Source organism: Cohnella algarum (genome assembly GCF_016937515.1).
Lineage (GTDB): Bacteria > Bacillota > Bacilli > Paenibacillales > Paenibacillaceae > Cohnella > Cohnella algarum.
The window spans coordinates 4,900,826-4,918,774 of the sequence record NZ_JAFHKM010000002.1 but is presented as its reverse complement, the minus strand read 5'-3'; the positions used below and the strand labels follow the sequence as shown (position 1 = coordinate 4,918,774).

Sequence of the window (17,949 nt, the reverse complement as noted above, 5' to 3'; positions counted from 1 at the left end):
CGGATGATATCGATCAAAGGGGCCTAGTAACGATGAATTGGAGAATGCTGCTCTTTGCCGGCGGAATGCTGGCTGCCGTCGCTCTCGTCAATTTTTACATCGGGTGGCATTTATCGCTCTGGATCGCGGCGCTTTGGCCGGCGTTCGGCGAGGCGTCCGGATGGGCGACGGCCGCGTATTGGGCCGTCTTTTACGCGGTCGCCTTGTCCTATCTGGGCGCGCGGCTGCCGATTCGCCCGCGCTTCGTCGGCCGCGGGCTCAAAGTCGTCGGCTCCTACTACTTCGCCGTGATGGAATTTTCGCTCCTGCTGCTGCCGATCGCCGATCTCGGGGCGGCGGTTTTGCTTCTGGCGGACCGGTACGATCCGGCGTACGCGGCGTACGCCGGCACGGCGGTCTTCGCCGCGCTCGCGGCGCTGATGGCCAGAGGGTCATGGAACGCCTGGAATCCGATCGTTCGAACGTATGCGATGGAAGTGGACAAAGACGCGGGCGAATACGAAAGCGTGACGGTCGCCGTCGCCTCCGACCTGCACTTGGGCAACATCGTCGGCAACCGGCATCTGGACCGGCTGCTGCGGAAGATGGAGGAGATCAAGCCGGATCTCATCCTGCTGCCGGGCGACGTCATCGACGAAGACATCGAGCCGTTCGTCCGCAACGAAATGGACAAAAGGCTAAGCAGGCTCAAGGCGCCGCTCGGGACGTACGCGGTGCTCGGCAATCACGAGTACTACGGCGGACATATCGAGGAATACGCGCGGAGAATGGGCGAAATCGGCATCCCCGTTCTGCGCGACGAGACGGTGACGGTCGGCGGAGGCATTCAAATCGTCGGCCGGAAGGACAAAACCGCGGAAGCCGGGGGCGGACGGCTGCCCATCGCCCGGTTGACGGAAGGGCTCGACGCGGGAAGGCCGATCCTCGTCATGGATCACCAGCCGTACCAATACGAACAAGCCGCCGCGGCCGGCGTCGACGTGCTCGTATCGGGACATACGCACCGGGGGCAATTCGCTCCGAATCACTTCGTGACGCGCCGGTTGTTCGAATTGGACTGGGGGTATATGCGAAAAGGCAGGATGCACGCGGTCGTCTCATCCGGCTTCGGCACGTGGGGGCCGCCGATTCGGCTTGCCAGCCGATCCGAAATCGTCGAGCTGCGAATCCGCTTTACGGCCGTCAAGTAATAATAATCTGTTTGATTTGAATGTCCCGTTCCCGGGTCAAATCGATAAACCGGCCGTCTACCTGGACGAGCGGATGCTCTTCGTCGTGCGGGTTGCGGTAGACGACGACGCCTACGCTGTCATCGGTCAAGACGACCTGCTGGCCGACGATTTTATTCGTAATGTTCTGAATGAATACCGAGACGATATTCGGATTCAGTTCGCCGAACTGGCCGTTTTTCATCTGGGCGATAATGTCGTAAAACGGCACCGGTTCGTGGTATGGACGCTTGGAGGACATGGCGTGGAAAATATCCGCGACCGCGACGATGGAGCTGAAATAATCGACTTTTCCTTTCGTAAGGCCGAGCGGGTACCCTTTGCCGTCTTCGCGTTCGTGGTGTTGCAGGGCGGCGAGGGCGATGCGGGGATTCAGCCCTTTACGGTCCTTGAGCAGATCGTACCCGTAAATCGTATGTTTTTTGACTTCTTCGTACTCTTCCTTGGTCAACTTGCCGGGCTTGTTCAAAATTTCGGATGAAATCCGGACTTTGCCGATGTCGTGCAGCGTTCCCGCCATCGTCAGCATCGTCAGTTCGGGCCCTTCGATGCCGAGCCATTTGCCGATCAGGGCGGAAAGGATGCCCACCCCGATATTGTGCTGGTATGTATAATCGTCCTTGGCTTTGATCGTTTCGAACAATTCGAATACGTTGCCCGTTTCGGCGGCTTCCTGTACGATCGGGAGAACCTGCTTGCGAAATTCCGCGAGCGGAACGTCCCCGCTCATGCGAACCTCTTCGAACAGCAGCTTGGAAGCGGATACGGAATCGCTTACCAGTTGGGCGCAGCTTTTTTGGGGCGGTTTGGCCGGCGCGACAGCCGATGTGTACACGGACAGCAGATCGATTTTGTGGTTGATCAGCAGCTCTACAACTTCGAGGTTAATCGTTGTATTCGCGGGAACGATCGTAACGCCGTACGCGTTCACGACATCCTGGGTGAGGACTTGGCCTAGCAAGTGATTCACGATTCATCCCCCTTGACCGTCAAATGTAACGCCGCCTATATTTTACCATGTGGAGGGAAGAATTGTCGAATAATATCGAAAATGATACCGAAAAGCGGCGCGGAAACGAAATTTCCGGCGCCGCTTTTCGCGTCGAAGAGGATAGTTGCGGCGCTCAGCCGCGTTCGGGACCGGCAAGCCGGCTGACGGAGCGGCGGACGAGCAGCTGGGACGGAAGAACGATTTTTTTCCACGGTCCGGCCGATTCGCCTTCTTTGATCCGGTCGATCAGCAGCTGCATGCCGAGATAGCCGAACTGGTAGGCTTGCTGCGAGATGACGGTCAGAAACGGATCGATTTCCGCATAGGCGGCCCATTCGTCGAACGAAACGACCGACATGTCGTCGGGCAGCTTGCGGCCGCGGGCGGAGAGGGCGCGAATGACCTCGACGGCGAGCACGTTGTTGCCGGCGATGATCGCCGTAACGTCCGGCCGCAGCCGCCCCAGCCACTCCTCGATTTCCGTCAAGTCGCTGTGCGGCTCGAAGCTCGTCTCCAGCACGTCTTCCTCCTCGTATTCCAAATCGTGCAGTTTCAACGCTTCCCGGTAGCCTTCAAGGCGCTGCCTGGCCGTCGAAGCGGCGAGCGAACCGTTGATCATGGCGATCCGCCGGTGCCCCATGTCGGCCAAATGCCTGACGAGGGTCCGCGCGCCTTCCTTGCTGTCCCCGAGCACGATGTCGCTTTCGACGCCGGGAACCTCGCGGTCGAGCAGCACGAACGGAACGCGATGCTTGCGGAGCGCCTCCAGGTGGGGGAGGGAGGCGTCTCCCGCGGGCGCGACGAGTACGCCGTCCGCTCGCAGCTTCAGGATCGTTTCGATGTAATCCCGTTCCTTGCTCAATTTCTCGTCGCTGTTGCCGAACAGCAGCCGAAAGCCGTGCTTTTGGGCGACGTCCTCGGCGCCGCGCGCAAGCGTCGTGTAGAACGGGTTCGTAATATCGGTAATCAGCAGAAAAAGCATGTTCGTTTGCTGCAGCACGAGACTGCGCGCCATCTGGTTCGGGACGTACCCGAGCTCGTCCATGACGCGCTTTACTTTGGCCCGCGTTTTGTCGCTGATTCGGCCGGTGTTATTGATAACTCTCGAAACCGTCATCGCCGAGACGTTCGCTTTTTCCGCAATGTCATAAATCGTAACCATCGGAACTGCTCCTTCACGGACAAACGGACACAGGAATCGGCCTGACGTCCGCCACGCGGCGGGGCGAAAGGCTTATCCGGAAAAGCCCGGTTGCGTCCAAATGCATAGATCGGTCTTCAACTTTATTTTCATCTTACAAAAAAGGAGCATTGACAGCAAGACAATCCGTTGTTACTTTAGAGTTATCGATAACATAAATTCATGTTTTGGGGAGGCATTTTACATGACGGATTTCAGTTTTCGCTGGAAAAGCGGCTTTCCGAAAATCGGCATTCGCCCGACGATCGACGGAAGGCGCAGAGGCGTGCGCGAGTCGCTCGAAGATCAAACGATGAATATGGCGAAAGCGGTTGCAACCCTGCTGTCCGAACATTTGCGCTACCCGAACGGCCAGCCGGTGGAATGCGTCATCGCGGACGCGACGATCGGCGGCGTGGCGGAAGCGGCGCAGTGCGCGGAGAAATTCGCCCGCGAAGGCGTCGGCGTATCGATCACCGTAACGCCGTGCTGGTGTTACGGCACGGAAACGATGGACACGGATCCGGCCATTCCGAAAGCCGTTTGGGGCTTCAACGGAACGGAGCGTCCCGGCGCCGTTTACTTGGCCGCCGTTTTGTCCGCCCATGCGCAGAAAGGGCTGCCGGCCTTCGGCATTTACGGCGAGCAGGTACAGGATGCCGGAGATACGTCCGTGCCGGATGACGTCAGAGGCAAACTGCTCGCATTCGCCAAAGCGGGACTTGCCGTCGCCTATATGCGGGGCAAATCGTATTTGTCGATGGGCTCCGTGTCGATGGGAATCGCGGGCTCGATCGTGAACGATGCGTTCTTTCAGGAATATCTCGGCATGCGAAACGAATATATCGACATGTCGGAGTTCGTCCGCCGCATGAACGAAAATATTATCGATCCCGCGGAATACGAGAAAGCGCTTGCGTGGGTGAAGGAGAACTGCGTCGAAGGTCCCGACAACAATCCGTCCCATCTTCAGCAATCCCGCGAGAAGAAGGACAAGGATTGGGAGACGGTCGTCAAGATGACCCAAATCGCCCGCGACCTGATGATCGGCAATCCGCGGCTGGCCGAGCTCGGCTTTGCCGAGGAGGCGCAAGGCCACAACGCGATCGTGTCGGGCTTCCAGGGGCAGCGTCAGTGGACCGATCACTTCCCGAACGGCGATTTTCTCGAAGCGATGCTGAACTCTTCCTTCGACTGGAACGGCATCCGCGCGCCGTTCATCGTCGCGACCGAAAACGACAGCCTGAACGGCGTCGTCATGCTGTTCGGCCATTTGCTGACGAATACGGCGCAGATTTTCTCCGACGTGCGGACGTACTGGAGCCCGGAATCGGTCGAACGGGTGACCGGCTATCGGCTTGAAGGCGCGGCGGCGGGCGGCATTTTGCACCTGATCAATTCCGGGTCGGCCGCGCTTGACGGCACGGGAGAGCAGTCGAAGGACGGCAAGCCGGCGATGAAGCCGTTCTGGGAAATTTCCGAGGAAGAAGCCGCGAATTGCCTGAAGGCGACCTCGTGGCGCCCGGCGTCGGTCGAATATTTCCGCGGGGGCGGTTATTCCTCCGACTTTCTGACGCGCGGCGGCATGCCGATGACGATGTCGCGCCTCAACATCGTCAAAGGCATCGGACCGGTGCTGCAAATCGCCGAGGGCTACTCGGTCGACCTTCCGCAGCACGTGCACGACACGCTCGACAAGCGGACGGATCCGACGTGGCCGTCGACCTGGTTCGCTCCGATTCTGACCGGGGCGGGCGCGTTCCGCAGCGTGTACGAAGTGATGAACAACTGGGGCGCCAATCACGGTTCGGTCAGCTTCGGCCATATCGGCGCGGACCTGATCACGCTCGCCTCCATGCTGCGGATCCCGGTCAGCATGCACAACGTCGCCGAGGAGCGCATCTTCCGCCCGCGGGCCTGGGGCCTGTTCGGCACGGCGGATTCGGAAGGCGCCGACTACCGCGCCTGCTCCAATTTCGGTCCGCTGTATAAATAAACGCATCGGAGGAACTTATGAGCGTCACGGACATTCGCAACGAACTGTGCAAATACGCGCGCAAAACGGTCGCGAACAAGCTGGTCGTCGGCCCCGGCGGCAATATCAGCGCGCGCTTCGAAGGTAAGATGTATTTGTCTCCGAGCGGCTTCGCGCTGGACGAAATCGCGCCGGAGCAGTGGGTAGAGGTGGACATCGCGACGGGCGACATCGCGGACATCGGCCTCAGGCCGTCGTCCGAAGTGCTGATGCACCTGTACGCGTACCGGCAAAATCCCCAAATCGGCGCCATCGTGCATACGCACCCGCCTTATTGCATCGCGTTCACGCTGGTGGAGCGGGAGCTGCCGGTCATGTTTCCCGACCAGGCCGCCTTGGTCGGAACGACCGCCTACGTGCCTTACGTGCTGCCGACGACGGATAAGCTGGCCGACGCGGTCGTCGCCAAGGTCGACGACTACAGCACGATTCTGCTCGGCAACCACGGGCTGGTGACGACCGGACGGAATTTGCGCGAAGCGTACTACCGGACGGAGGTCGTCGAGGAAAGCGCCAAAATCTATCTGATTTCAAGCGCCATCCGCGAGCCGAAGGCATTGACGGATGAGGAGTACAAGGAAATCGCGTCGCTCGAAAGCGAAGCGTACCGGATCGAATTGCTGCAGAAAATGAAATGACGGCCGACTGCGGCATATCCTGACGGGAGAGATGGACATGACAGCAGATTTTGAGAAGGCGGGGCTGCCGGAGGACGGCGCGGCGTCCGGACGGCCGGGGCCGAAAGCGACCGCGCTCGCCTTCGACCTCGGCGCGGGCAGCGGAAGGGCTTTGGTCGGAACGCTCGAAGCCGGGGAAGACGGGGCGGAGGCGCTCCGGGTGACGGAAATTCACCGTTTTCCGAACGAAGCGATTCGCATCGGCGAGCACCTGTACTGGGATATTCTAAGGCTTTTTCAGGAGATCAAGACGGGCATCCGGTTGGCGTTCCGGGACGGCTTTCGGCCGGAGACGCTGGGCATCGATACGTGGGGCGTCGACTTCGGGCTGCTCGACGCGAACGGCGAGCTGCTCGGAAATCCGTATCATTACCGCGACCCGCAGACGCAGGGCCTGATCGAGGAAGCCGTCTCGCTGATCGGCAAGGAGGAATTGTTCCGCCAGGGCGGGCTGCAATTCATGCCGTTCAACACCGTATACCAGCTTTACGCGATGAGCAAAGCCCGTTCGCCCAAGCTCGAAGCGGCCGAAACGCTGCTGCTCACGCCGGATTTGCTGCTCTACTGGCTGACGGGCGTCCGGATCTGCGAATTTACGATGGCGACGACGACGCAGCTGTTCCTCCCGCGGGAGCAGCGCTGGAACGTCGAGCTCATGCGCCGGCTCGGCATTCCGGAGCGCATTTTCCTTGCGCCGGTGCCGCCGGGCACGCGGGCGGGACGGCTGACCCCCGCGGTGAGCGAGGAGCTCGGCGTTCCCGCGATCGAGGCGATCGCCGTCGGCACGCACGATACGGAATCGGCGGTTGCCGCCGTTCCGGCAGGAGACGGGCCGTTCGCCTATATCGTGTGCGGAACGTGGTCGCTGCTCGGCACGGAGCTGGCCGAGCCGCTGCTCTCCGCCCGGACGATGGAGCTGGAGTTTTCCAACGAAGGCGGAGCGGGCGGCACGTACCAGCTGCTCAAAAACATTATGGGCTTGTGGATTTTGCAGGAATGCAAGCGCGAATGGGAAGAGGAAGGGAGCCGGACGACGTATCCGGAGCTGGTCGAAGCGGCCCGAAATGCCGAACCGTTTCGCAGCCTGATCGATCCGGACGACGCCGTCTTCTACGCGCCTCCCGATATGAACGAGGCCGTTCGCGATTTTTGCCGGACGACCGGACAGCCGGTTCCGCGAACGCCCGGGGAGACGGCGCGCTGCATTCTGGAAAGCCTGGCCATGCGCTACAGACAGGTGCTGGAACAGGCGGAGAGCTTGACCGGCGAATCGTATGCCGGCCTGCACATGGTCGGCGGCGGCATCCAGAACGAGCTTCTGTGCCAGTTCGCCGCGGACGCTCTCGGGCGGCCGGTTTGGGCCGGCCCGGTCGAAGCGAGCGCGATCGGCAACATGCTGCTGCAATTCATCGCGACGGGCAAATGCGCGAATTTGCGGGAAGCGCGGAGGCTTTCGGCCCGCTCGTTCCCGGTGCGGGTTTACGATCCGCAACGCGCCGAGCAATGGAACGCGGCCTATGAGCGGTATACGGCTCTGCAAGCGCCGCGGGCGTGACGATTGCCGTTCGCCCCGCCGAGACTCGCCGTTTTGGATCGGGCTTCCCGTTAACGAAAAGAAGGGGTTGTCTCCCGAGTCGCCGAAGCGACCCGTGACAACCCCCTCTTCTATTGACCGGAACGCCAACCGTTTCAGAGGGCGCGTTCGGCGAAATAATCCGCCAGTCCGTCGGCGATCGCTTTGACGGCGTTTCGCTGGTAGCTGTCCGTGCGCACGATTTCCTCGTCGTTCGGGTTGGAGAGAAACCCAAGCTCCAGCAGGGCGGCGGGGCGGTCGTTCTCGCGCAGCACGTGGTAATTGCCGAACGAAACGCCGTTGTTTTTCAAGCCGATGCCGTTCCCGAGGCGGTCGGCGATCGAGCGGGCGAGACGCTCGTCCTTGTCCGCATAATAAAAAGCGAGAGTTCCCGACGTCTTTTTTTGCGATGAATTATAGTGAATGCTGACAAAAGCATCCGCCTTGTTCGATTCGCTAACCGCGACTCGCTCCGACAGCTTCGGATTGCTGTCGTTCGACGTCCGCGTCATCAACACCTTCGCCCCGCGGGCGGCAAGCTCGTCCCGAAGCAGCTTGGCCGTCGTCAAGTTAAGCTCTTTCTCCACCGTTTCAAGCGTCGTGCCGATCATTCCGGGATCGCCGCCGCCATGGCCGGGATCGACGACGATCAGCTTGCCGCCGAGCTTGCCTCCGCCGCCGGCCGAAACGGTTGTCGGGGCGGCCTTCGGCGACGATCCGTCTCCGAGCTCGACGTAATCCTGCGATACCCAGCCGGAAGCTTGTCCGGACAGCCGGATGTTCAGCCAGCCGTCCTCGGCCGCAAGAACGGTCACGGCGTCTCCTAACGTCAGCCCGGCAATGACGGGATAGGACGTTCCCGGCCCTTCGCGAACCCGCAGCGAGTCGGCCGTTACCGTCCCTTGCCGCGCCTTGCCTTCCGTGCCTTCGGAGGAGGAGGCTTGCGACGTCTTTCCTTCCGCGGCGGCTCCGTCCGCCTTTTTCAAAAAATATCCCGCAGCCCAGCCCTCGATCTTGCCGGTCTCGATCCGGTACCATCCGTACGCTTCTTCCGTCACCTCGACCCGATCGCCCCGATTGGCGATGCCGACGATTTCGGCGTCCTTGTCCGCTTCGCCGCGAATGTTCAGGTTGTCGGCAAACACGATATATTCGCCCGCAACGTTCGCTTCTGCCGTTCGGAAGGCGGGGAGCATCAGCAGGAGGCAGAAAATGGCGATTCCCCAATATGTTTTTCGCATCAGCATCTCCTTGGTCGGTAAAATATAGTAGATTCGAAGTGCCAGATACATAGAGTATACCAGAGGAGCGCCATGTCTCGTTACCTCCTAAACTCCTGTTTTTATCCTGAAAATAATTGAAAGATTAGAGGCAAGCGGGCTTCTGGAGCAAATCGGAACGTTTACGTGCTTCGCCTTGCGAAAAAGTTTTGGGGAAAATTGGGGTAGAGGAGGGGGCGCTCAAGCGGAGGGAGCCTATGTTGGAATTTGTCCAATTAAGGGAGCGGAAAACGGGGTAACCGTTATCCAGAGTGGATTTTATCCAACGAAAAGCTTGGAATTCAGGTGAAAACGCCGATAAGGTCTCGCCAGATTGGACAAAATCCAACGAAGATGACGTATTTCGTGAAAAAGCCGGTTTTGATTGGACAAATTCCAACCAAGCTCCGCCAAACCCGGCACAACCCCTCTCGATCCGAACAACGCCGCACAACCCCGCACAACCCCGCACAACCCCGCACAATCAATCCCTCGGTTAGCTGCCGAAGCAAACGTTGCCGGAACGGATTTCAGCTATATATGTTACACTAATAAAATTATATATTGTGTCATAAATCGAAATATGTTATATCATATAAGAGAATAACCGTCCCGGGGAAGGAGAGGGAGCAAATCGAATTGACGTCAAGACAGCTGGAGATCGTCGAACTGGTCACCCGGCACGCTCCGATCACGGGAGAGCAAATTGCGGAGCTGCTCGGCGTCAGCCGACCGACGATTCGTTCCGATCTGTCCGTTCTGGTCATGCTCGGTCTCGTCGACGCCAAGCCGAAGGTCGGCTATTTTTTGGGCACGGCGGCGAAGCGGGAGCGGGGAGCCCAAGCCTCGTTCTTAAAATGGAAAGTAAAGGACCGGATGAGCCGGCCGGTCGTCATCCGCGACAACACGACGGTCAACGACGCCGTCATCAGCTTGTTCGTGGAAAATGTCGGGAGCCTGATGGTGATCGACGAGCAAGATACGCTCGTCGGCATGGTGTCGCCCAAAGATCTGCTCAAGTTCGCGATCGGCAACGCCAATGCCCCGACGATTCCGATCCGGATGGTGATGACGAAATTCGCGCAGCTCGTGACGGTCTCTCCCGAAGAGACGGTGCTCGAAGCCGCCCGAAAAATGATCGACCGCCAGGTCAATTGCTTGCCCGTCGTGCGGGCGAAGGACGGCGAAAGCGAAGGCGGCGGGCTGGAAGTGATCGGCCGGATTACGAAAACGAATATTACGCAGGCGATGGTCGAAATGGCCTCGGATCTTTAATCGGGTAGGGGGAGAAGCGGTTGGCGCTGGACAGCCAAAAAATGATTTACGCCTGCTCGGATGCGCTGGGGGAAACGGCGGAAGCGGTCGCCAAGGCGACCGTTCGCCAATTCGCCACCGAAAGCGTGAAAATCAAGCGCTACGGCGGCATCAAGCATGAGGACGAAGTGAAGGGCATCATTCGCGAGGCGGCTCGAACCGGCGGCTTTATCGCCTATACGCTCGTGCAGCCCGAATTGCGCGAGACGATGAGGGAGGAAGCGATCCGGGCGGGCGTCAAAGCGATCGACGTGATGGGGCCGATGATGCAGGCTTTTATCGATACGTTTAACGATTCCCCCAAATATCAGCCCGGCTTGCTTCATGAAATGGACGATCATTATTATCGCAAAATCGAAGCGATCGAGTTTGCGGTCCGCTACGACGACGGGAAGGACGTGCGGGGACTGCAGCAGGCGCAGGTCGTGCTGGTCGGCGTTTCCCGCACCTCCAAGACGCCGCTTAGCATCTTTCTTGCGCATAAGGGCATCCGAACCGCAAACTATCCGATCACGCCGGAAGTGAAGCCTCCGGACGAATTGTTCGCGCCCGGCGACCGGCTGATCGTCGGCCTTACGATGAATCCCGAACGGCTGCTGAAAATCAGGACGGAACGGCTGCGGGCGCTCGGCCTGCCGGTGCACGCCCATTACGCTTCGCTGGATCGAATCGAACGGGAGCTGGCGTTCGCCGCGGCCTTGATGGAGCGTCTCGGCTGTCCGGTCATCGACGTGACCGAAAAGGCGATCGAAGAGACGGCCGGCCTTATTATGGAACGATTATCGGATAACGGATACGGGGGGTAAACGATGGAACGAGAACTGGCATTGGAAATCGTGCGCGTCACGGAGCTGGCTGCGCTTGCCTCCGCTCCCTGGATGGGGCGAGGCGATAAAAACGGGGCGGACGGCGCGGCGACCGCCGCGATGCGGGCGATGTTCGACACGGTGTCCGTCCGCGGCACGGTCGTCATCGGCGAAGGCGAGATGGACGAAGCGCCGATGCTCTATATCGGCGAGGAAGTCGGCAGCATGAACGGTCCCGAGGTCGACGTGGCGGTGGACCCGCTCGAAGGCACCGAAATCGTCGCGAAGGGCCTCAACAACGCGATGTCGGTCATCGCCGTCGCCAACAAGGGGCAATTGCTGCACGCCCCGGACATGTATATGGAAAAGCTGGCCGTAGGCCCGGAACTGGTGGGCAAGCTCAGCCTGAGCGACCCGATCGAAACGACGCTGCACAAGGCGGCCGCCGCCTTGGACAAGAAGGTGTCGGAGCTAACGGTCATGCTTCTCGACCGGCCGCGCCACGAGTCGCTCGTGAAGGCGCTGCGCAAAGTCGGCTTGCGGATCAAGTTTCTGTCGGACGGGGACGTGGCCGGAGCGATGGCCCCGGCGTTTCCCGAAGCCGGCATCGACTTGTACGTCGGGTCTGGAGGCGCGCCGGAGGGCGTGCTCGCCGCCGCGGCGCTGAAATGTTTGGGAGGCGAGCTGCAGGGAAGGCTGATGCCCGCCGACGGAAACGAATACGAGCGCTGCGTTCAAATGGGCATCGAAAATCCGTACCGGATTTTGACGATGGAGGATATGGTCGGCAGCGAAGACGTGATCTTCGCGGCGACCGGCGTCACGCCGGGCGAGTTTCTCGGCGGCGTGCGCTACATTTCGGGCGAAAGGGCCGAAACGCATTCGATCGTCATGCGCGCGAAGACGCGAACGATCCGTTTCGTCCGCTCTCTCCATTATTTGCCGAACAAGTCGCTGTTGGCGGCCATACGATAAGCAAAGGACTCCGCAACGCTTGCCTTCGAATCGCCGATCGCAAAGAAGCCGTTCCCTTGACATGGAAGCTGCCGCGGTTCATCCGGGCAGCCTGAAAAGGGCGGCTTCTTTGCGCTGTCCGGTTTTCGCGGGAAAAGCCGGCGCGTGGCTTTAAAACGGCAAAGAGACCGAGGCGAAGGTTGAGAAGCTTCCTTCGGCCGGTCTCCTTGCCGTCAGTTTTCGAACTTGTATCCGACTCCCCAAACCGTTTTGATATGCTGCGGTTCTTTCGGATTGAGTTCCAGCTTTTTTCTTAAATTCGTAATATGGACGTCCATCGCCCGTTCATTGACGAAAGAATCGATCCCCCGGACGGCGTTGAGCAATTCCTCCCGGCTGAATACTCGTCCCGGGTGCTGGGTGAACAGCTTCATCATTTCGTACTCGGAAAAAGTCGTCTCGATCGGCTTGCCGTCCAACACGATCGTTCTGCGGTTGAAATCCAGCGAGATTCGCTCCTTGTGCGTCTCCGGTTTTCCCGCGTCCCGGTAAAAGGGAGACATGCGGCGCAGCACCGCCTGGATCCGCACCTTCAACTCCTGCATGCTGTAAGGCTTGCACAAGTAATCGTCCGCTCCGGCGCTGATCGCCTGAATGCGGTCGGTGACCGCGGTTCGCATCGACGTTACGATGATCGGAAGCTTGGAACGTTCGCGGAAAGCCGAGCAAAGATGCGTTCCTTCGGCGTCGGGAAGCATAAGATCGAGAATCAGCACGTCCGGCTCGAACCGGGAGAGGGCGGCAAAGCCTTCGCCCGCGCTTTCCACGCGTTCCACTTCGAATTGTTCTTCGGACAAATACAGCGTCAACATCTCTCCGATGATCGGGTCATCTTCAACGACCAAAATCTTCGTCAACGGAAATCTCCACCCATACGAATTGTTAGATTAGCTAATACTTTTCTCAAACTTTGATATGGAGCGAAAAACCGCCTGCAAGCGCTCCTCCAGCTCCCGAATGTCCGCTTCGAACGTTTCGGGGCCGTCTGTTCGGCGCAACGTCGCTTCCAGCCGCGTGGCTGCGTCATAGACGTCGTCGGCCGCAAGATGACTCGACGATCCGCGCAGCGTATGAAGCTTTTGAGCGGCTTTCAAATAGTTTCCCGTTTCGATATCGGCTGCCAAAAGGTCCGCAATATTGGCATATCTTTCCCTGAATTTCCGCAGCAAATGCAAATAAACTTCTTGCCTTCCGTCGAGTCTCGCAAGCGCGGCGGCGACATGAAGTCCGTCCAGCGCGGGCAAGGAAACCGGAGGGCCGGCGGGAACGGCGCCGCTTCGCTCCGGCCCGCTCCATCCGAACCACCGGTTCAGGACGGCTTGCATCCGGTTGAGGTCAAGCGGCTTTGTCAGCACCTCCTGAACGCCCGCCGCCAGGCACTCTTCGTGCTGTTCCATCGAAGTGTCCGCGGTCAGGATGACGATCGGCGTCCCGTTCAGCCGTTCGTCGGCGCGAATGCGGCGAACCGTCGTCAAGCCGTCCATTTCCGGCATATGCAGATCCATGAGGATCAAATCGAACCGGCAGTTTTGCAGCAGCCGCAGCGCTTCCATTCCGCTTGCCGCGGCAACGACCGGACAGTTCAGCTTTTCAAGCATTTTCGAGGCGATCAATTGGCTGATATCGTGATCGTCCACGAGCAGCACGCCTTGCCGCGAACCCGGAGAAGAAGGGGGGAGCAAGGGGATTTCCGCTGCCGTTTCGGGCGTGGACTCGGGCAAAACGAGCTGCCGAATCGTCCGGTAAAGCAGATGCCTGTCCGCAGGCTTAACCAAGACGGCGTCGGGCTTGAACCCCTCTTCGAGCTTTAACAGCGCCTGGCGCCCATACAGCGTCGTATACGATACGATGAAGATGCCCCGCTCGCGGCACAGCCTGCGGATTGCGGTCCAGGCCGCAAACCCGCGCATTTGGTTCATTTCCATATCCAGAATGAGCAAGTCGTACGCCGAATTTCGAACGGCGGCAATCGCACCCTCCAGCGAGGCGACGCCGTCCGCGCTGCAAAATCGGGCCAAATCCGCGAGAAATCGCTCTCTTGCCGCCGCATGATCCTCAACGATGAGCACCCTGCAAGGCAGCTCGGGAAGCGGAACGGGCGAGATCCTCTCGGTCGCAAGGCGCAATCGGAAGCAAAACTCGGTGCCCGCCCCGGGTTCGCTTTTCGCTTCCAGTCGGCCGCCCATCAGCTCCACGACCGATTTGGCGATGACAAGACCCAGGCCCGTGCCTCCGTACTTGCGGCTGATCGATTTGTCGGATTGCTCGAAAGGTTCGAAAATTTTCGCCATTGTCTGCTCGGTCATGCCGATGCCCGTGTCTCGAACTTTGAAGCTGAGCTCGATTTCGGTTTCTTTATTTTCCTCCAGTTCGATGGAAAATTCGATTTCGCCGCGTTCGGTAAATTTGATGGAGTTGCCCAGCAAATTAAGCAGAACCTGCTCGATCCGCCCGGCATCTCCCACGATCGTGTCCGGAATGGCCGGATCGACGGTTACGAGCAGATCCACCGGTTTTTCACCGAGCAGCACGCGCGTCGTGCGGTTGATGCGATGAACGAAATCGTCGACGTTGAACGGCAGGCTTTCGATGGCCACCTTGCCCGCTTCCAGCTTGGAGAAATCGAGCAGATCGTTCAGCGTCCGCATGCCGGGAGGAAGCGTCGATTTGATCCATGTATTCCCGATGCAATTCGGAAAGCTCCGAACGTTCGAACAAATCCGTCAAGCCTATAATCGCTTGCAACGGCGTTCGCAGCTCGTGGCCGACTCTCGCCAGCAAAATGCCCATATCGTGAATCGTCTCCGCGTTCGCTCCGGCGGAAAGGCCGGATTTCGCGGCGTCCAGCATTTCGGCTAAGTCGGCCGCGATCGCCGCGAAATAATTCGAACCGTCATGGATGCAAAGCTGGTCGACGAGCGTCATGACGAGGATCGCGTGATTGCCGTCGCCGTTTCGCACTTCAAGTCTGCCCGTCCAAAACCCGTTCAAGCGGGCTAGCCGCATTCCATGCAGCAGCGTTTCGTATTGCTCTTCGGACATAAGCCGCTGCAAGGAATGAGGGCGATGGCCTGCAATTCCCAGCATGTTTCTGCCGGCTTCGTTCACGAATAAAATCGATCCGTCGTCGCGAAACGCGGCGATCAATTGATGCGGAGAATCCGCATAGCTTGCCATTTTCGCCCGAATCGCCTGCCAATAACGAACCGCGCTTTCAAGCGGGTCCATTCTTTTTTTCAGGAATCGGCGGAGAAAAAAAATAAAACCGAGTTGGGCGGCGAGCGCCGCGACAATAACGACGGCATATCCCGGCCAACCGAATATCGCAAACAACAAACGTCCCGCGCCCCATCCGACGACCAGCAAAAACAGGGAGGAAGCCGGAACGAGAACCGCCACCATTGTAATGCGAATCGACCGCATCATGCAAATCCTCCATCGGAAGTATGAGAGAAACTAATACTTGTCAAACAACATTTCGGCAATTCATTTAATGCTTTGGCATTATGATAGAAAAGCATAAGCTTTGCGACACATATCGACAAGACCTTCGACAAAGGAATTTGATGGGAGCCGATCTACCGAATGGATGGAGAACGATGTGACTTGAAATCCGCAACGAACGTTTCAACGGGCAAAACCAAAACATCGTTAAGAAATGGGGACATCCAGATGCTAACCAGCACCTATGCCAGCAATTACCCAAGCTCGTTCGCAAGCAGCATCGTGACGGACGGCAATCACAAGACGACCACGCTGCTGAATCCGATTTTTTTATCGTTCGCGCGCAATAACAAGCTGACGCCCCGCGAAACGCAGGTCATGAAAGTGCTCGTTACCGAAGGCCTGCGGAACGACGATATTGCAGCGCTTTTACATATTTCGCCCAAAACGTTGAAAAACCACCTGGCCTGCATGATGAAAAAAACGCGCACTTCTTCGTCCCGGGAGCTGCAGGCGAAGTTTTTCAATTTTGCGATGCAGGCGCTGATCACGAGCGGCTGAGCGTCAACCCCATGCTTCCGGCATCGGGTTACGGCGGCGCCCCGCGAAGCTTCGTCGATGTTTCGGATCGGATCAAATGCCTTATGAGGCGTCTTTGCCGCAACGGCCCGTGCGGCGGAGCGCCTTTTTTCGTTGGGCTGCCTCCCCGGAAGCTCCACCCTTCCGGCGTCAACCGCGGCGCCATTCGGACTTGTGTTATAATGGAAGGGATGAAGGGAGTTCGAGGCGTCTTGATCGGACAACGACAATCGCCGCGCGGGCGATTCGCTCCGACGCCCTCCGGCTATTTGCACCTGGGCAACGCGGCCAGCGCGCTGCTGGCCTGGCTGCAAATCCGGTCCGAGCGCGGCACGTTTATTTTGCGGGTGGAGGATCTCGACAAGCCCCGCTGCAAGCCGGAGTACGCAGAGGCCCTGATCGACGATTTGAAGTGGCTCGGGCTCGACTGGGACGAGGGGCCGGACAAGGGAGGGCCTGACGCGCCCTACAGCCAGAGCGAGCGAGGGGAGCTATACGAGCTTGCGCTCGAGCGGCTGCAAGCGGACGGCTGGCTGTACCCGTGTTATTGCAGCCGTGCCGATCTGCTGTCGGCGGCCAGCGCGCCGCACGGCGTCGCGGCCGAGGGAGGCGCGTATCCGGGAACGTGCCGGAGACTCGGGCCCGAAGAACGGCAGGAACGGGCCCGCCGGAAAACGCCCTCGCTGCGCTTTGCGATGCCGGACCGGGAACTCCGCTTCGCGGACGGCATCGCCGGCTTGAGGGCGTTTCCGCCCGGCGCGGGAGGCGATTTCGTCGTTAAGCGCGCGGACGGCATCGTCGGCTATCAGCTTGCGGTCGTCGTCGACGACATCGCGATGGGCGTCACCGACGTGCTGCGCGGATGGGATTTGCTCGATTCGACCCCGCGCCAGCTCGCGCTGTACGAGGCGCTGGGCGCCAATCCCCCGCGGTTCGCGCACGGTCCGCTTTTGCTCGGGCCCGACGGCAGCCGGCTGTCGAAGCGGCACGGCTCGGTTACGCTCGCTTCGCTGCGGGAGCAGGGCGCGGCGCCGGAGAAAGTAACCGGTTTTCTGGCCTGGCTCGCCGGCGTCATCGACCGGCCCGAACCGGTTCGGCCTTGCGAGCTGACGGACGCTTTCGCGCTGGGGCGAATCCCGCGGGAAGCGGTTGCGCTGCCGGAACGCTGGCAGGAAAAATGGATATCGTCCTAAAGGACTTCGAAGGGGAATCGGCGTTTGAACATGGAAGATTGGAATCATTCGCGGCTTACGCGGCAGCTCGCGTTTTTGACGGAAATCGATAAAATCAAGACGGTGCTGCGCCGAACGCTGCTGCTGGACGGAAGCAGACGGGAAAACGACGCCGAACATTCGTGGCATATCGCGCTGATGGCGGCCGTGCTTATGGAGCATGCGGATGAGCCGAAGCCGGACTTGCCGCGGGTGATGACGATGCTGCTCGTGCACGATCTCGTCGAGATCGATGCCGGCGATACGTTTGCTTACGATTTTCAAGGCTTGAACGATAAAGCGGCCAAAGAACAGCGCGCCGCCGACCGCATCTTCGGCTTGCTGCCCGGCGACCAGGCCGAGACGTTTCGCGGACTGTGGCGCGAATTCGAGGACGGCGCGACGCCGGAGGCGAAGTATGCGGCCGCGCTCGACCGGATGCAGCCGGTCATTCACAACTATTTTACCGAAGGCCACAGCTGGCAGAAATACGGGGTTAACCGGTCCCAGGTGCTGAAACGGCTGGAGCCGGTCCGGGAGGCGTCCGCAACGCTGTGGGCGTTCATGAACGAGCTGGTCCGGCGGGCGGTCGACAAAGGGTATCTGAAAGGCGATCCGGAGACGGAGGGGGAATAGC

Annotated in this window: 16 protein-coding genes; 10 read left to right on the top strand and 6 right to left on the bottom strand. The window is 59.5% G+C overall.

Annotation, left to right across the window (positions count from 1 at the left end; all coding sequences use genetic code 11):
* Nucleotides 1-32 precede the first annotated feature (32 nt).
* The gene (locus JW799_RS22145) at nucleotides 33-1,190 is read left to right on the top strand and encodes a metallophosphoesterase (RefSeq protein ID WP_205431725.1); all 1,158 of its coding nucleotides are present in this window, start codon (nucleotides 33-35) and stop codon (nucleotides 1,188-1,190) included.
* Here JW799_RS22145 and JW799_RS22140 read toward each other — a convergent pair.
* Together JW799_RS22140 and JW799_RS22135 are read right to left on the bottom strand one after the other, a co-directional pair.
* On the bottom strand, nucleotides 1,183-2,199 hold the full coding sequence (locus JW799_RS22140) for an HD-GYP domain-containing protein (RefSeq protein WP_080839514.1): 1,017 nt from the start codon (nucleotides 2,197-2,199) through the stop codon (nucleotides 1,183-1,185). The genes JW799_RS22145 and JW799_RS22140 overlap by 8 nt on opposite strands.
* A gap of 154 nt (nucleotides 2,200-2,353) precedes the next feature.
* The gene (locus JW799_RS22135) at nucleotides 2,354-3,382 is read right to left on the bottom strand and encodes a LacI family DNA-binding transcriptional regulator (RefSeq protein WP_080839512.1); all 1,029 of its coding nucleotides are present in this window, start codon (nucleotides 3,380-3,382) and stop codon (nucleotides 2,354-2,356) included.
* 223 nt (nucleotides 3,383-3,605) lie between these two features.
* Here JW799_RS22135 and JW799_RS22130 point away from each other — a divergent pair, with 223 nt between their 5' ends.
* From JW799_RS22130 to JW799_RS22120, 3 genes are read left to right on the top strand one after another with little or no spacing between them, the layout of a single operon-like run.
* Nucleotides 3,606-5,396 carry an L-fucose isomerase gene (locus JW799_RS22130; RefSeq protein WP_205431723.1) on the top strand — a complete coding sequence of 597 codons (1,791 nt, stop codon included), beginning with the start codon at nucleotides 3,606-3,608 and terminating at the stop codon, nucleotides 5,394-5,396.
* Between the two features lie 17 nt (nucleotides 5,397-5,413).
* The gene (locus tag JW799_RS22125) at nucleotides 5,414-6,073 is read left to right on the top strand and encodes a class II aldolase/adducin family protein (protein WP_080839507.1); all 660 of its coding nucleotides are present in this window, start codon (nucleotides 5,414-5,416) and stop codon (nucleotides 6,071-6,073) included.
* Between the two features lie 37 nt (nucleotides 6,074-6,110).
* Complete coding sequence (locus JW799_RS22120; protein WP_205431722.1) at nucleotides 6,111-7,667, top strand: rhamnulokinase; 1,557 nt, start codon at nucleotides 6,111-6,113, stop codon at nucleotides 7,665-7,667.
* A gap of 134 nt (nucleotides 7,668-7,801) precedes the next feature.
* On the opposite strand, the gene JW799_RS22115 is transcribed toward JW799_RS22120, so the two are convergent.
* Nucleotides 7,802-8,926 carry an N-acetylmuramoyl-L-alanine amidase family protein gene (locus JW799_RS22115; RefSeq protein ID WP_080840977.1) on the bottom strand — a complete coding sequence of 375 codons (1,125 nt, stop codon included), beginning with the start codon at nucleotides 8,924-8,926 and terminating at the stop codon, nucleotides 7,802-7,804.
* A 651-nt stretch (nucleotides 8,927-9,577) separates the two neighbouring features.
* Here JW799_RS22115 and JW799_RS22110 point away from each other — a divergent pair.
* The 3 genes from JW799_RS22110 to glpX are packed head-to-tail and all read left to right on the top strand — an operon-like array spanning nucleotide 9,578 to nucleotide 12,039.
* Nucleotides 9,578-10,219 carry a helix-turn-helix transcriptional regulator gene (locus JW799_RS22110; RefSeq protein WP_245809866.1) on the top strand — a complete coding sequence of 214 codons (642 nt, stop codon included), beginning with the start codon at nucleotides 9,578-9,580 and terminating at the stop codon, nucleotides 10,217-10,219.
* Nucleotides 10,220-10,239: 20 nt separating this feature from the next.
* On the top strand, nucleotides 10,240-11,064 hold the full coding sequence (locus JW799_RS22105; protein ID WP_240353380.1) for a pyruvate, water dikinase regulatory protein: 825 nt from the start codon (nucleotides 10,240-10,242) through the stop codon (nucleotides 11,062-11,064).
* A 3-nt stretch (nucleotides 11,065-11,067) separates the two neighbouring features.
* Complete coding sequence (gene glpX / locus JW799_RS22100; RefSeq protein ID WP_080839501.1) at nucleotides 11,068-12,039, top strand: class II fructose-bisphosphatase; 972 nt, start codon at nucleotides 11,068-11,070, stop codon at nucleotides 12,037-12,039.
* Between the two features lie 212 nt (nucleotides 12,040-12,251).
* On the opposite strand, the gene JW799_RS22095 is transcribed toward glpX, so the two are convergent.
* The 3 genes from JW799_RS22095 to JW799_RS28940 are packed head-to-tail and all read right to left on the bottom strand — an operon-like array spanning nucleotide 12,252 to nucleotide 15,504.
* Nucleotides 12,252-12,935 (bottom strand): response regulator transcription factor, encoded by a 684-nt coding sequence (locus JW799_RS22095; protein WP_080839499.1) that lies wholly within the window; start codon nucleotides 12,933-12,935, stop codon nucleotides 12,252-12,254.
* 30 nt (nucleotides 12,936-12,965) lie between these two features.
* Nucleotides 12,966-14,543 carry a response regulator gene (locus JW799_RS22090; protein ID WP_338026365.1) on the bottom strand — a complete coding sequence of 526 codons (1,578 nt, stop codon included), beginning with the start codon at nucleotides 14,541-14,543 and terminating at the stop codon, nucleotides 12,966-12,968.
* Nucleotides 14,544-14,595: 52 nt separating this feature from the next.
* The gene (locus tag JW799_RS28940) at nucleotides 14,596-15,504 is read right to left on the bottom strand and encodes a histidine kinase dimerization/phospho-acceptor domain-containing protein (RefSeq protein WP_240353379.1); all 909 of its coding nucleotides are present in this window, start codon (nucleotides 15,502-15,504) and stop codon (nucleotides 14,596-14,598) included.
* A gap of 246 nt (nucleotides 15,505-15,750) precedes the next feature.
* Between JW799_RS28940 and JW799_RS22085 the strand changes: the two genes are divergently transcribed.
* From JW799_RS22085 to JW799_RS22075, 3 genes are all read left to right on the top strand, one after another.
* A complete protein-coding gene (locus tag JW799_RS22085; RefSeq protein ID WP_205431720.1) occupies nucleotides 15,751-16,083 on the top strand; it encodes a response regulator transcription factor in 333 nt (110 codons plus the stop codon).
* A gap of 230 nt (nucleotides 16,084-16,313) precedes the next feature.
* Nucleotides 16,314-17,294: a tRNA glutamyl-Q(34) synthetase GluQRS gene (gluQRS, locus tag JW799_RS22080; RefSeq protein ID WP_240353378.1), complete on the top strand. Its 981-nt coding sequence runs from the start codon at nucleotides 16,314-16,316 to the stop codon at nucleotides 17,292-17,294.
* Between the two features lie 30 nt (nucleotides 17,295-17,324).
* Complete coding sequence (locus tag JW799_RS22075; RefSeq protein WP_080840971.1) at nucleotides 17,325-17,948, top strand: HD domain-containing protein; 624 nt, start codon at nucleotides 17,325-17,327, stop codon at nucleotides 17,946-17,948.
* The last annotated feature ends 1 nt before the right edge of the window (nucleotide 17,949 follow it).